This is a genomic window from Serratia ureilytica, from assembly GCF_017309605.1.
Classification (GTDB): Bacteria; Pseudomonadota; Gammaproteobacteria; order Enterobacterales; family Enterobacteriaceae; genus Serratia; species Serratia ureilytica.
This window is the reverse complement of sequence record NZ_CP071320.1, coordinates 4,778,773-4,793,014: the sequence shown is the minus strand read 5'-3', so window position 1 is coordinate 4,793,014 and position 14,242 is coordinate 4,778,773. Positions and strand designations below refer to the sequence as shown.

The following is a 14,242-nucleotide window of genomic DNA, read 5'->3' as shown; positions in this document are numbered from 1 at the left end:
TAGCCAGACGCTTCGAATCGAGTAGACTAAGCAAAAGATTATTTCCGCATGGGTACTGAACGTTATGTCTACTGAAAGCGCGTCTTTAAAAAACCACAATACTTTTGCGCTCCCGGTCAACGCAGCGCACCTGGTCATCGCCGATAGAATTGAGTTGATGCTCAAAGTCTGGCAACAAACGCGCAAGCGTCAGGAGCCGCTGCTGATTCTCGGTGAAGGTAGCAACGTACTGTTCCTGGAAGACTTTTCGGGTACGGTCATGGTTAACCAACTGAAGGGCATCGATGTTCGAGAAGATAACGATGCCTGGTATCTCCATGTCAGCGCCGGTGAGAATTGGCACGATCTGGTGCAATATACGCTGCAGGCCGGGATCTGCGGGTTGGAGAACCTGGCGTTGATTCCTGGATTGGCCGGCTCCGCGCCTATCCAGAATATCGGTGCCTATGGCGTCGAATTGAAAGATGTCTGTGAGTATGTCGACCTGCTGGACTTCTCTACGGGTGCCATCGATCGCATTCCGGCAGCCGATTGTGGTTTCGGCTATCGGGAAAGCATTTTCAAACATCGCTTCCAAACTGGGCATGCCATTGTCGGGCTGGGTCTGCGTCTGAGCAAGCAGTGGCAACCCAAGTTGAGCTATGGCGATCTGGCCAAGCTGGATCCCGCCACGGTGACGCCACTTCAGGTATTCGAGTCCGTATGTGCCATGCGCCGCAGCAAGCTGCCGGACCCGCGCGAAACCGGTAATGCCGGCAGTTTCTTCAAGAATCCGCTGGTGAACGCGGGGAAAGCCGCAGAACTCATCACACAATATCCCGGCATGCCGCATTATCCGCAGCAGGATGGTCAGGTGAAGCTGGCCGCTGGCTGGCTGATCGATCAGTGCGAACTGAAGGGGTATCGCATCGGTGGCGCAGCCGTACACCGCCAGCAGGCGCTGGTGCTGGTGAATATCGATAATGCGCATAGTCAGGATGTGGTGGCTCTGGCGCGCCATGTCCGTAAGACTGTGGCCGATAAATTTGGCGTATGGCTGGAACCTGAGGTGCGTTTCATTGGCGCAACTGGCGAATTGAACGCTGTGGTGGTGCTGTCATGAGAGATACCAAGGTCCCGTTAAAACTGATCGCGCTATTGGCCGACGGTGAATTCCATTCCGGGGAACAGCTCGGTGAGTCATTGGGCATGAGCCGTGCCGCGATCAATAAGCATATTCAAACCGTTCGCGAGTGGGGGCTGGATGTCTTTACTGTACCGGGGAAAGGATACAGCTTGCCTGCTCCCATGCAGCTATTGGAGGCGGAACGCATTCTTAGAGGGCTGGACGACAAGCGAGTTACCGTGCTGCCGGTCGTAGACTCTACCAATCAATATTTGCTGGATCGTATCGAAACGCTGCAATCTGGCGACGCCTGCATCGCTGAGTACCAACTGGCCGGCCGCGGTCGTCGTGGGCGTCAGTGGGTTTCGCCGTTTGGCGCCAATTTATACCTGTCGATGTTTTGGCGATTGGAACAGGGGCCAGCTGCGGCGATGGGGCTGAGCCTGGTGATCGGCATGGTGATGGCGGAGGTCTTGCAGCGTCTTGGCGCTAAAGATGTGCGAGTCAAATGGCCCAACGATCTTTACCTGAACGATCGTAAATTGGCAGGGATCTTGGTCGAGTTGACGGGGAAAACCGGCGACGCGGCTCAGTTGGTCATCGGCGCCGGCATTAATTTGGCGATGCGGGATACCAATGCGAGTGGGATCAACCAAGGTTGGATCAACCTGCAAGAAGCCGGTATTAACATCGATCGTAATGAGCTGACCGCCACTCTGCTTAATGAATTGCGGCAGTCCTTAAAACAATTCGAGATAGATGGGCTGGCGCCATTCATTGGCCGTTGGCGCACGCTGGATAATTTTATCGACAGACCGGTCAAACTGCTGATTGGCGAGCGACAGATTGTGGGTATCGCCCGGGGTATCGACGCGCAAGGTGCACTCCTGCTGGAACAAGAAGGGGAAATCAAACCCTTTATCGGCGGAGAGATATCGCTGCGCAGCGCGGAATAGTGAGAAAAGACAAGGGGACGGCAGCGTCCCCTTGATCGTTCGGTAGGCTTATTTTCTTAAACGCACGCTTTCAACGGCATGGTTGGCGCTTTTGGTCATAATCAGGCTCGCGCGTTCGCGGGTAGGCAGTATGTTCTGCTGCAAATTCAATCCATTGATTTCATTCCATAATTGCGTGGCAATATTAATCGCCTCCGGTTCCGGCAATTTTGAATAATTATGGAAATAAGAATCAGGATTGGAAAATGCGCCCTGACGGAATTTCAGGAAACGGTTGATATACCAGCTTTGCAATAGCGTCTCCGGCGCATCGACATATATAGAGAAGTCGACGAAGTCGGAAACGAATACGCGATGCGGATCGTGAGGATAATCCATACCGCTTTGCAATACGTTAAGCCCTTCCAGGATAAGAATGTCCGGCTGTTCGATGACTTTATTACCTTCGGGCACAACGTCATAGATCAAATGGGAATAAACCGGGGCGGTGACACGTTTGGCGCCGGATTTCACTTCCGACACGAACTTCACCAGGCTATGCATATCGTAAGACTGCGGGAAGCCTTTTTTCTTCATCAAACCGCGTTCGTTCAGCACCTTGTTTGGATGCAAGAAGCCGTCGGTCGTGATCAGCTCAACGCTGCGGTGTTCCGGCCAGCGGCTCAGCAGCGCCTGCAACAGACGTGCGGTCGTGCTCTTGCCGACGGCTACGCTGCCGGCGATGCCGATGACATAGGGAATCTTTTGCCCGTCGGTGCCGAGGAATTGTTCCAGTACCGCCTGCCGGCGCAGGTTGGAACTGATATAGAAGTTCAACAGTCGTGACAGCGGCAGATAAATCTGCGCAACTTCTTCCAACGAGAGATCTTCGTTAATCCCTTTCAGTTTAACGATCTCTTCTTCCGACAACGTCAGCGGCACCGAATCTCGCAACGCAGCCCACTGGGTACGATCGAACTGTAGGTAAGGCGTTGCTAAAGATTGATCTCTTTTTATCATAAGCCAAATTCTGCCTGTTAACGCAGGTTGGGAAAGGCGCCGGACGCCAACTCCAGAGAATAAACAAGCTGCATATTATAGACAGCTTCGTTTTTGGCGTAGACTTTTTTCGCAAAAGTTGTCGATAGGCAGCAGTTTATGTCAATTGTGCGAAGCGGCGCGCAGTTGATAAAGCGGGGTTGCAAGGCGGTATCATGGAGTCAGGATACCGCCTGAAGGTTAGCTGGCGATAGCGCGTGAAGACGGGGTCACGGTGAACAGACGTTTGTAATAAATGACGGTTGAGTGGTAATAGCCATCGGGTCCGGCCGCATAGTCAGGCATTTCACCCAGGCAGCGATAGCCCAGACTGCGATAAAGTGCTTCTGCCGCCGAACCGGCCTGTGTATCCAGATACAGTAGCCCGCGCTGCTGTTGCAGTGCCGCTTGCTCCAACGTCTTCATTAGCGCCAGGCCTACGCCGTTGCGACGAGCGCGGCTATGAACCAGCAGTTTCACTACCTCCGCACGATTACGGCCATTCGGTTTCTGGCAGAGCTCGAGTTGAACGGTGCCAACGACGCCGCGTTCGTCGCGGGCAATCCACAATAGCAGCTCACCCTTGGCCAAGGCCGGACGCAGGCTGTGGAAGTAACTCTCGGCGTCTTCATGCGGGATTAAGGTGTCGTAGCCCACTGAAGCGCCGTGGGTGACCGCATCGGTCAACAGGCGAGCCAATTCATCGCGATAAATCGGGAGCGTAGCGGCGTTAATAGGCACTATTTTCATCGGTCATTCCTCCAGATATGGGGGTAATGAAGATAAGCAATAACTGCGCCAGAGCGATAAAAGGCATAGCCACGGCGAAAGGGCGAGGAATAAGTGTAGTTCACGCCACGAACCAGGGCAGCCATCCTCTTTTTGGTGCATCGATCCCGCTCACGGTTTACCGTCGTGGGTTACGTGTTTTGAGAAGCCCGACACGGAGAAAGGGGCGTTCAAAGCTTGCAAAAAGTGGATAAAATTGTAGAGAATGATTGCCGCAAGTGATGAATGTTTGCACGCCACAGGCTGCGAATTGCATGACAGCATGCAAAATTGACTGATTTATGAGCGAAAGTGCGCGTAAAGCAATTTTTTTGTTGCATAGGTCGCCCGCTCTACCTAGAATGCGCTGCACTTGATGCCGGCTTAGCTCAGTAGGTAGAGCAACTGACTTGTAATCAGTAGGTCACCAGTTCGATTCCGGTAGCCGGCACCATTCAAGTCACAAGTAGTTAAAATCTGGTGGGGTTCCCGAGCGGCCAAAGGGAGCAGACTGTAAATCTGCCGTCACAGACTTCGAAGGTTCGAATCCTTCCCCCACCACCAAATCTTGCCTTCGGCGATTAACTGAGATGCGATAAACACCGCAACGGTTGATGGCGGGAGGAGAGGGCGAAAGCCTTCGGCAAGGTTCGAGTTGTGCAGCGCGAGGCGCAGCCGGCCCGAAGGATACGAGCCGAGTGATGAACAATCCTGCTCTATCCCCAAAATTCTACAGAAAAATCAGGTAGCCGAGTTCCAGGATGCGGGCATCGTATAATGGCTATTACCTCAGCCTTCCAAGCTGATGATGTGGGTTCGATTCCCACTGCCCGCTCCAAGATGTGCTGATATAGCTCAGTTGGTAGAGCGCACCCTTGGTAAGGGTGAGGTCGGCAGTTCGAATCTGCCTATCAGCACCACTTCTTAATTTCTCGCCCCCTGATTTTCTTTCTGTTCTGGATTCAACGAGCAAATGCTTGGTTGATGTGGTGATACCACCGATTTATCCGTGTCTTAGAGGGACAATCGATGTCTAAAGAAAAGTTTGAACGTACAAAACCGCACGTTAACGTCGGTACTATCGGCCACGTTGACCACGGTAAAACTACCCTGACTGCAGCGATCACTACCGTTCTGGCTAAAACCTACGGCGGTTCTGCACGTGCTTTCGACCAGATCGATAACGCACCAGAAGAAAAAGCTCGTGGTATCACCATCAACACCTCTCACGTTGAGTATGACACCCCGACTCGCCACTACGCGCACGTTGACTGCCCAGGGCACGCCGACTACGTGAAAAACATGATCACCGGTGCTGCTCAGATGGACGGCGCGATCCTGGTAGTTGCTGCGACTGACGGCCCAATGCCTCAGACCCGTGAGCACATCCTGCTGGGTCGTCAGGTTGGCGTTCCTTTCATCATCGTATTCATGAACAAATGCGACATGGTTGATGATGAAGAGCTGCTGGAACTGGTAGAAATGGAAGTTCGCGAACTGCTGTCCGCGTACGACTTCCCAGGCGACGACCTGCCAGTGATCCGCGGTTCCGCGCTGAAAGCGCTGGAAGGCGAAGCTGAGTGGGAAGCGAAAATCATCGAACTGGCCGAAGCCCTGGACAGCTACATCCCAGAGCCAGAGCGTGCTATCGACAAGCCGTTCCTGCTGCCAATCGAAGACGTATTCTCCATCTCCGGTCGTGGTACCGTTGTTACCGGTCGTGTTGAGCGCGGTATCATCAAAGTTGGCGAAGAAGTTGAAATCGTTGGTATCAAAGACACCGTTAAGTCTACCTGTACTGGCGTTGAAATGTTCCGCAAACTGCTGGACGAAGGCCGTGCTGGTGAGAACGTAGGTGTTCTGCTGCGTGGTATCAAACGTGAAGAAATCGAACGTGGTCAGGTACTGGCTAAACCAGGCTCCATCAAGCCGCACACCCAGTTCGAATCTGAAGTGTACATCCTGAGCAAAGATGAAGGTGGTCGTCACACGCCATTCTTCAAAGGCTACCGTCCACAGTTCTACTTCCGTACTACTGACGTGACCGGTACCATCGAACTGCCAGAAGGCGTAGAGATGGTAATGCCAGGCGACAACGTGAACATGGTTGTAACCCTGATTCACCCAATCGCGATGGACGACGGTCTGCGTTTCGCAATCCGTGAAGGCGGCCGTACTGTAGGCGCTGGTGTTGTTGCTAAAGTTATCGCTTAATCGCTGATAAAGTTTGACGCGACACGCGGTAAAAGGGCATCATTTGATGCCCTTTTTCTACGCTGTGAACTAGAACCTATCTCATCAGCGATTTTGCAGTCATAATCATTGGTGAGATGGGCTCTTAAACCGTATTGACTGAATACGTCATGGCGTAAAACACCGGGATATCGCTAGTGCGGTATCCGATCGGTTTGGTTTGCCTCGCAATGCGAGGCAAAGTTGTTTGTTCTGAATCATCATTGTGACAGGTTGGTTTATGAGTGCGAATACCGAGGCTCAAGGGAGCGGACGCGGCCTGGAAGCGGCAAAGTGGCTGATCGTCGCCGTTCTGTTGGTTGTGGCTATTGTCGGTAACTATTACTACCGTGATTTAAGCCTGCCATTGCGCGCGCTGGCAGTTGTGCTGATCATCGCCGTTGCAGGTGCAGTGGCTCTGATGACCACCAAAGGCAAAGCTACCGTTGCGTTTGCCCGCGAAGCGCGTACCGAAGTACGTAAAGTGATTTGGCCAACTCGTCAGGAAACGCTACACACCACGTTGATCGTTGCCGCGGTAACCGCCGTGATGTCACTGATTCTGTGGGGGCTGGATGGTATTCTGGTCCGTCTGGTGTCGTTTATTACTGGCCTGAGGTTCTAAAATGTCTGAAGCTCCAAAAAAACGTTGGTACGTCGTTCAGGCGTTTTCCGGTTTTGAAGGTCGCGTAGCGCAATCGCTGCGTGAACACATCAAACTGCACGATATGGAAGAGCTGTTCGGCGAAGTGATGGTGCCTACGGAAGAAGTGGTTGAAATCCGTGGTGGCCAGCGTCGCAAGAGCGAGCGTAAATTCTTCCCTGGCTACGTGCTGGTGCAGATGGTGATGAATGACGCCAGCTGGCACCTGGTGCGCAGCGTACCGCGTGTCATGGGGTTCATCGGCGGTACGTCTGACCGTCCTGCGCCGATCAGCGATAAAGAAGTTGATGCGATCATGAACCGCCTGCAGCAGGTCGGTGACAAACCGCGTCCGAAAACGCTGTTCGAACCGGGCGAGCTGGTGCGCGTCAACGACGGCCCGTTTGCCGATTTCAACGGCGTGGTCGAAGAAGTCGATTACGAGAAGAGCCGCCTGAAAGTTTCCGTTTCCATCTTCGGCCGTGCAACGCCGGTGGAACTGGACTTCAGCCAGGTTGAAAAAGGCTGATCGAATAATCAGCAATAAGCGGTCCGTTGCCGCTTGTCAAAGGCGCGAAATTGAACTACAATTTCGCGCCTTTTGTTTTTAGATGCCTTGCCTGATGTTTGTCTGGCGAGGTTAAACACGGGGAGCCTCTCACGAGGCGATACTACCCAAACCGAGGAAATTTAAATGGCTAAGAAAGTACAAGCCTACGTTAAGCTGCAAGTTGCAGCTGGTATGGCTAACCCGAGCCCACCAGTGGGTCCAGCTCTGGGTCAGCAGGGCGTTAACATCATGGAATTCTGTAAGGCATTCAACGCTAAAACTGACAGCGTTGAGAAAGGTCTGCCGATTCCGGTTGTTATCACCGTTTATTCTGATCGCTCCTTCACTTTCGTTACCAAAACCCCGCCAGCAGCAGTTCTGCTGAAAAAAGCGGCTGGTATCAAGTCTGGTTCCGGTAAGCCGAACAAAGACAAAGTAGGTAAAGTGACCCGTGCTCAGGTACGTGAAATCGCAGAAACCAAAGCTGCGGACATGACTGGTTCTGACGTTGAAGCGATGACTCGCTCCATCGAAGGTACCGCTCGTTCCATGGGCCTGGTAGTGGAGGATTAAGAGATGGCTAAGCTGACCAAGCGCATGCGCGTGATCCGTGACAAAGTTGATGCTACTAAACAGTATGACATCACTGAAGCTGTTGCTCTGCTGAAAGAGCTGGCCACCGCTAAATTCGTAGAAAGCGTTGACGTTGCCGTTAACCTCGGCATCGACGCTCGTAAATCTGACCAAAACGTTCGTGGCGCTACCGTTCTGCCACACGGCACCGGTCGTTCCGTTCGCGTTGCCGTATTTACCCAAGGCGCTAACGCTGAAGCAGCGAAAGCTGCCGGCGCAGAGCTGGTAGGTATGGACGATCTGGCTGAGCAGATCAAGAAAGGCGAAATGAACTTCGACGTTGTTATTGCTTCCCCGGATGCAATGCGCGTTGTAGGTCAACTGGGCCAGATCCTGGGTCCACGCGGCCTGATGCCAAACCCGAAAGTGGGTACCGTTACTCCGAACGTTGCTGAAGCAGTGAAAAACGCTAAAGCAGGTCAGGTTCGCTACCGTAACGACAAAAACGGCATCATCCATACCACTATCGGTAAGGTTGATTTCGACGCAGACAAACTGAAAGAAAACCTGGAAGCCCTGCTGGTTGCGCTGAAAAAAGCAAAACCTTCTCAGGCGAAAGGCATGTACATCAAGAAAGTTAGCCTCTCCACCACCATGGGTGCTGGCGTTGCTATCGATCAAAGCGGTCTGTCTGCCGCAGCGAACTAATCGCACTTGCGATTATCGCTTTGACTTGGGGCCGAGATTTGTCTAGAATCTTATGCCCCAAGGTTTTGCTATTGGCTATGCCGTAGGCAAAACAAAGATTTTTCGGTTGGAGCCTGGCCTATCCAGGCCTCCGTCCAAGACCGCAGGTGTATCGCAAGATACTTAATCCTTCCTGCGTAGACGGTGACAGAGCCTAAGAAAATTTTTCTTTTTTATAAAAGAATGTCTTTGCTGGATTCTGCTCACCGTGTTAAGCCGCTCGGCGTGGCGTTTTACAAAGCGCCGAGTGAAGTGAGTTCCGGGGGATTTTCCCCGGCTAATCCAGGAGCAAAAAGCTAATGGCATTAAATCTTCAAGACAAACAAGCGATTGTTGCTGAAGTCAGCGAAGTAGCCAAAGGCGCGCTGTCTGCGGTTGTTGCGGATTCCCGCGGCGTTACCGTAGATAAAATGACTGAACTGCGTAAAGCAGGTCGTGAAGCTGGCGTTTACATGCGTGTTGTTCGCAACACCCTGATGCGTCGCGTAGTTGAAGGCACTCCATTCGAATGCCTGAAAGACACGTTTGTCGGTCCAACCTTGATTGCATTCTCTCACGAACACCCGGGCGCTGCTGCTCGTCTGTTCAAAGAGTTCGCGAAAGCGAATGCAAAATTCGAGGTTAAAGCTGCGGCCTTTGAAGGTGAGCTGATCCCAGCGGCGCAAATCGACCGCCTGGCGACGCTGCCAACTTACGAAGAAGCGATCGCACGCCTGATGGCAACCATGAAAGAAGCCGCTGCCGGCAAACTGGTTCGCACTCTGGCTGCAGTACGCGATCAGAAAGAAGCGGCGTAAGCCACTCTTTCTTAGCCTTTGCTAACGTATTTAAACTATTTCTGAATTTTAGGAACAATTGTTATGTCTATCACTAAAGACCAAATCCTGGAAGCAGTTGCCGCTATGTCCGTAATGGATGTTGTTGAACTGGTTTCCGCTATGGAAGAAAAATTCGGCGTTTCTGCTGCTGCTGCTGTAGCTGTAGCTGCTGGCCCAGCTGAAGCTGCTGAAGAGAAAACTGAATTCGACGTTATCCTGAAAGCTGCAGGCGCTAACAAAGTTGCTGTTATCAAAGCAGTGCGTGGCGCTACCGGCCTGGGTCTGAAAGAAGCTAAAGACCTGGTTGAATCTGCTCCAGCCGCTCTGAAAGAAGGCGTGAGCAAAGATGACGCAGAAGCTCTGAAAAAATCTCTGGAAGAAGCTGGCGCAGAAGTTGAAGTTAAATAAGCCAACCCTTCCGGTTGCAGCCTAGTCTTTTAGGCTGATGGCTGGTGACTTTTTAGTCACCAGCCTTTTTGCGCTGTAGGGCGCCAGTAGCGTTTCACACTGTTTGGCTGCTGGTTTCGCCTCCCAATGTTTGTTTCTATCGACGACTTAATATACCGCGGTCTTTGCACTACCAGGAGTTCTGGGGGAAGGCGCGATGAAATGGTTTAAGCGTGATAGCAAGAGATATTGCGGAAAGTGTTCCCGCTTTCCGGTCGACAAAACGGTGTTGCATGAACTGTCCCTAATCGGACGGACAGATTGGGTCACTGATCAGCGAGCTGAGGAACCCTATGGTTTACTCCTATACCGAGAAAAAACGTATTCGTAAGGATTTTGGTAAACGTCCACAAGTGCTGGACATACCATATCTCCTTTCTATCCAGCTTGACTCGTTCCAGAAGTTTATCGAGCAAGATCCAGAAGGGCAGTACGGCCTTGAAGCCGCATTCCGTTCTGTTTTCCCTATCCAGAGCTACAGTGGCAATTCGGAGCTGCAATACGTTAGCTACCGTCTTGGTGAGCCGGTCTTCGACGTCAAAGAGTGCCAGATCCGTGGTGTGACGTTCTCTGCACCGCTGCGCGTAAAACTGCGCCTGGTTATCTATGAGCGCGAAGCGCCTGAAGGTACGGTCAAAGACATCAAGGAACAAGAAGTCTACATGGGCGAAATTCCGCTCATGACCGAAAACGGCACCTTTGTGATCAACGGTACTGAGAGGGTTATCGTATCTCAGTTGCACCGTAGTCCTGGCGTATTCTTCGACAGCGATAAGGGTAAAACCCACTCCTCGGGTAAAGTGCTGTACAACGCACGCATCATCCCTTACCGCGGTTCATGGTTGGACTTCGAGTTCGATCCGAAAGACAACCTGTTCGTGCGTATTGACCGTCGCCGCAAACTGCCTGCGACCATCATTCTGCGCGCGCTGAACTACACCACTGAACAGATCCTCGACCTGTTCTTTGACAAGATCGTCTTCGAAATCCGCGACAACAAGCTGCAGATGGAGCTGGTGCCAGAGCGCCTGCGTGGTGAGACCGCTTCGTTCGATATCGAAGCCAACGGCAAGATCTACGTAGAGAAAGGCCGTCGCATCACCGCTCGTCATATCCGCCAGCTGGAAAAAGACGACATTCAGAGCATTGAAGTACCGGTAGAGTACATCGCGGGCAAAGTGGTCGCGAAAGACTATATCGATACCAATACCGGCGAACTGATCTGCGCAGCCAACATGGAGCTGTCGCTGGATCTGCTGGCCAAGCTGAGCCAGTCCGGCCACAAGCGCATCGAAACGCTGTTCACCAACGATCTGGACCACGGCGCGTACATCTCTGAAACGCTGCGTGTCGATCCGACCAACGATCGTCTGAGCTCGCTGGTAGAAATCTATCGCATGATGCGCCCTGGTGAGCCGCCAACGCGCGAAGCTGCCGAAAGCCTGTTCGAGAACCTGTTCTTCTCCGAAGACCGCTACGATCTGTCCGCGGTTGGCCGTATGAAGTTCAACCGTTCTCTGCTGCGCGACGAGATCGAAGGTTCGGGCATCCTGAGCAAAGACGACATCATCGAAGTGATGAAGAAGCTCATCGATATCCGTAACGGCAAGGGCGAAGTGGACGATATCGACCACTTGGGCAACCGTCGTATCCGCTCCGTCGGCGAAATGGCCGAGAACCAGTTCCGCGTAGGTCTGGTGCGTGTTGAGCGTGCGGTGAAAGAGCGTCTGTCTCTGGGCGATCTGGATACCCTGATGCCTCAGGACATGATCAACGCCAAACCGATTTCGGCGGCGGTGAAAGAGTTCTTCGGCTCCAGCCAGCTGTCCCAGTTCATGGACCAGAACAACCCGCTGTCCGAGATCACGCACAAGCGTCGTATCTCCGCACTGGGCCCGGGCGGTCTGACCCGTGAGCGCGCCGGCTTTGAAGTTCGAGACGTACACCCGACCCACTACGGCCGCGTGTGCCCAATCGAAACGCCGGAAGGTCCAAACATCGGTCTGATCAACTCCCTGTCCGTGTACGCACAGACTAACGAGTATGGCTTCCTGGAAACCCCGTACCGCCGCGTGCGTGACGGCGTGGTGACCGATGAAATCAACTACCTGTCTGCTATTGAAGAAGGCAACTTCGTTATCGCCCAGGCGAACTCCAACCTGGATGACGAAGGCCGCTTCGTAGAAGACCTGGTCACCTGCCGCAGCAAAGGCGAATCAAGCCTGTTCAGCCGCGACCAGGTTGACTACATGGACGTATCCACCCAGCAGGTTGTTTCCGTTGGTGCTTCACTGATTCCATTCCTGGAACACGATGACGCCAACCGTGCATTGATGGGTGCGAACATGCAACGTCAGGCCGTACCAACCCTGCGCGCCGATAAGCCGCTGGTCGGTACCGGTATGGAACGCGCTGTAGCGGTTGACTCCGGCGTAACCGCCGTTGCCAAACGCGGCGGTGTGATCCAGTACGTGGATGCTTCCCGTATCGTTATCAAAGTTAACGAAGACGAGATGTACCCGGGCGAAGCAGGTATCGATATTTACAACCTGACCAAGTACACCCGTTCTAACCAGAACACCTGCATCAACCAGATGCCGTGTGTGAATCTGGGTGAGCCAATCGAGCGCGGCGACGTGCTGGCGGATGGCCCATCGACAGACCTGGGCGAACTGGCGCTGGGCCAGAACATGCGCGTAGCGTTCATGCCTTGGAACGGCTACAACTTCGAAGACTCCATCTTGGTCTCCGAGCGCGTGGTGCAGGAAGATCGCTTCACCACCATCCACATCCAGGAACTGGCGTGCGTGTCTCGCGACACCAAGCTGGGGCCTGAAGAGATCACCGCCGACATCCCTAACGTGGGTGAAGCGGCGCTCTCCAAGCTGGATGAGTCCGGTATCGTGTATATCGGTGCTGAAGTGACCGGCGGTGACATCCTGGTCGGTAAGGTAACGCCTAAAGGCGAAACCCAGCTGACGCCGGAAGAGAAACTGCTGCGTGCGATCTTCGGTGAGAAAGCGTCTGACGTTAAAGACTCTTCTCTGCGTGTGCCGAACGGCGTTTCCGGTACGGTTATCGACGTGCAGGTCTTCACCCGCGATGGCGTGGAAAAAGACAAGCGCGCGTTGGAAATCGAAGAGATGCAGCTGAAGCAGGCGAAGAAAGACCTGACTGAAGAACTGCAGATCCTGGAAGCCGGCCTGTTTGCGCGTATCCACGCGGTACTGGTTGCCGGTGGCATCGAAGCCGACAAGCTGAGCAAGCTGCCGCGCGATCGCTGGCTGGAACTGGGCCTGACCGACGAAGAGAAGCAAAACCAGCTGGAGCAGCTGGCTGAGCAGTACGACGAACTGAAATCCGACTTCGAGAAGAAGCTGGAAGCCAAGCGTCGTAAGATCACTCAGGGCGACGATCTGGCGCCGGGCGTACTGAAAATCGTCAAGGTTTATCTGGCCGTTAAACGTCAGATCCAACCGGGTGACAAGATGGCGGGCCGCCACGGTAACAAGGGTGTTATCTCCAAGATCAACCCGATCGAAGATATGCCTTACGATGAAAACGGCACGCCGGTAGACATCGTACTGAACCCGCTGGGCGTACCATCACGTATGAACATCGGTCAGATCCTGGAAACCCACCTGGGTATGGCTGCGAAAGGCATCGGTGAGAAGATCAACCAGATGCTGAAGCAGCAGCAGGAAGTGGCCAAGCTGCGTGAGTTCATCCAGAAGGCCTACGATCTGGGCGACGACGTTTGCCAGAAAGTTGACCTGAACACCTTCAGCGACGACGAAGTGCTGCGTCTGGCAGAGAACCTGAAAAAAGGTATGCCGATCGCAACGCCGGTGTTTGACGGTGCGAAAGAGACTGAAATCAAGAAGCTGCTGGAAATGGGCGGTATCCCGACCTCCGGTCAGATCACGCTGTTCGATGGCCGTACCGGTGAGCAATTCGAGCGCCAGGTTACTGTCGGCTATATGTACATGCTGAAACTGAACCACTTGGTTGACGATAAAATGCACGCCCGTTCAACCGGTTCTTACAGCTTGGTTACTCAGCAGCCTCTGGGTGGTAAAGCGCAGTTCGGTGGTCAACGCTTCGGTGAGATGGAAGTGTGGGCACTGGAAGCATACGGCGCGGCTTATACCCTGCAGGAAATGCTCACCGTTAAGTCGGATGACGTTAACGGCCGTACCAAGATGTACAAAAACATCGTGGATGGCGATCACCGGATGGAGCCAGGCATGCCGGAATCCTTCAACGTACTGTTGAAAGAAATCCGCTCGCTCGGCATCAACATCGAACTGGAAGACGAGTAATCGTCATTCCGGCTCAGGCTCCCCGCCTAAGGGAGCCTGAGGGTGGTTGTTCAGGTCACACGGG

12 protein-coding genes, 4 tRNA genes and 1 other RNA gene are annotated in these 14,242 nt (G+C 53.3%); 15 read left to right on the top strand and 2 right to left on the bottom strand.

Annotated elements, in window-relative coordinates; genetic code table 11:
• Nucleotides 1-64 precede the first annotated feature (64 nt).
• A complete protein-coding gene (gene murB, locus J0X03_RS22695) occupies nt 65-1,102 on the top strand; it encodes a UDP-N-acetylmuramate dehydrogenase (protein ID WP_033644353.1) in 1,038 nt (345 codons plus the stop codon).
• Entirely contained in the window at nt 1,099-2,061 is a 963-nt protein-coding gene (gene birA, locus J0X03_RS22690; protein WP_160203898.1) for a bifunctional biotin--[acetyl-CoA-carboxylase] ligase/biotin operon repressor BirA, read from the top strand. Before murB ends, birA begins: the two co-directional genes overlap by 4 nt.
• Before the next feature lie 48 nt (nt 2,062-2,109).
• Here birA and coaA read toward each other — a convergent pair whose 3' ends face one another.
• A complete protein-coding gene (coaA, locus tag J0X03_RS22685; RefSeq protein WP_025304936.1) occupies nt 2,110-3,060 on the bottom strand; it encodes a type I pantothenate kinase in 951 nt (316 codons plus the stop codon).
• A 219-nt stretch (nt 3,061-3,279) separates the two neighbouring features.
• The gene (locus J0X03_RS22680) at nt 3,280-3,828 is read right to left on the bottom strand and encodes a GNAT family N-acetyltransferase (RefSeq protein ID WP_033644356.1); all 549 of its coding nucleotides are present in this window, start codon (nt 3,826-3,828) and stop codon (nt 3,280-3,282) included.
• Nucleotides 3,829-4,224: 396 nt separating this feature from the next.
• On the opposite strand from J0X03_RS22680, the gene J0X03_RS22675 reads away from it, so the two are divergent.
• From J0X03_RS22675 to rpoB, 13 genes are all read left to right on the top strand, one after another.
• A tRNA-Thr gene (locus tag J0X03_RS22675) sits at nt 4,225-4,300 on the top strand.
• Nucleotides 4,301-4,325: 25 nt separating this feature from the next.
• Nucleotides 4,326-4,410: transfer RNA gene (locus J0X03_RS22670), tRNA-Tyr, on the top strand.
• Nucleotides 4,411-4,456: 46 nt separating this feature from the next.
• Nucleotides 4,457-4,572: non-coding RNA, RtT sRNA (locus J0X03_RS22665), on the top strand.
• Between the two features lie 37 nt (nt 4,573-4,609).
• Nucleotides 4,610-4,684 (top strand) — tRNA-Gly (locus tag J0X03_RS22660).
• 6 nt (nt 4,685-4,690) lie between these two features.
• Nucleotides 4,691-4,766, top strand: a tRNA-Thr gene (locus J0X03_RS22655).
• A gap of 109 nt (nt 4,767-4,875) precedes the next feature.
• A complete protein-coding gene (gene tuf / locus J0X03_RS22650) occupies nt 4,876-6,060 on the top strand; it encodes an elongation factor Tu (RefSeq protein ID WP_015376315.1) in 1,185 nt (394 codons plus the stop codon).
• Between the two features lie 259 nt (nt 6,061-6,319).
• On the top strand, nt 6,320-6,703 hold the full coding sequence (secE, locus tag J0X03_RS22645) for a preprotein translocase subunit SecE (protein WP_004929916.1): 384 nt from the start codon (nt 6,320-6,322) through the stop codon (nt 6,701-6,703).
• A 1-nt stretch (nt 6,704) separates the two neighbouring features.
• On the top strand, nt 6,705-7,250 hold the full coding sequence (gene nusG / locus J0X03_RS22640) for a transcription termination/antitermination protein NusG (RefSeq protein ID WP_004929914.1): 546 nt from the start codon (nt 6,705-6,707) through the stop codon (nt 7,248-7,250).
• 165 nt (nt 7,251-7,415) lie between these two features.
• Nucleotides 7,416-7,844, top strand: a complete 429-nt coding sequence (gene rplK / locus J0X03_RS22635) for a 50S ribosomal protein L11 (protein ID WP_015376316.1) — start codon at nt 7,416-7,418, stop codon at nt 7,842-7,844.
• A gap of 3 nt (nt 7,845-7,847) precedes the next feature.
• Nucleotides 7,848-8,552, top strand: a complete 705-nt coding sequence (gene rplA / locus J0X03_RS22630) for a 50S ribosomal protein L1 (protein ID WP_004929908.1) — start codon at nt 7,848-7,850, stop codon at nt 8,550-8,552.
• Nucleotides 8,553-8,890: 338 nt separating this feature from the next.
• Nucleotides 8,891-9,388, top strand: coding sequence for a 50S ribosomal protein L10 (gene rplJ, locus J0X03_RS22625; protein ID WP_004929905.1), 498 nt, complete (start codon nt 8,891-8,893; stop codon nt 9,386-9,388).
• 63 nt (nt 9,389-9,451) lie between these two features.
• On the top strand, nt 9,452-9,817 hold the full coding sequence (rplL, locus tag J0X03_RS22620) for a 50S ribosomal protein L7/L12 (protein ID WP_004929903.1): 366 nt from the start codon (nt 9,452-9,454) through the stop codon (nt 9,815-9,817).
• A 332-nt stretch (nt 9,818-10,149) separates the two neighbouring features.
• Complete coding sequence (rpoB, locus tag J0X03_RS22615) at nt 10,150-14,178, top strand: DNA-directed RNA polymerase subunit beta (RefSeq protein ID WP_047024913.1); 4,029 nt, start codon at nt 10,150-10,152, stop codon at nt 14,176-14,178.
• The last annotated feature ends 64 nt before the right edge of the window (nt 14,179-14,242 follow it).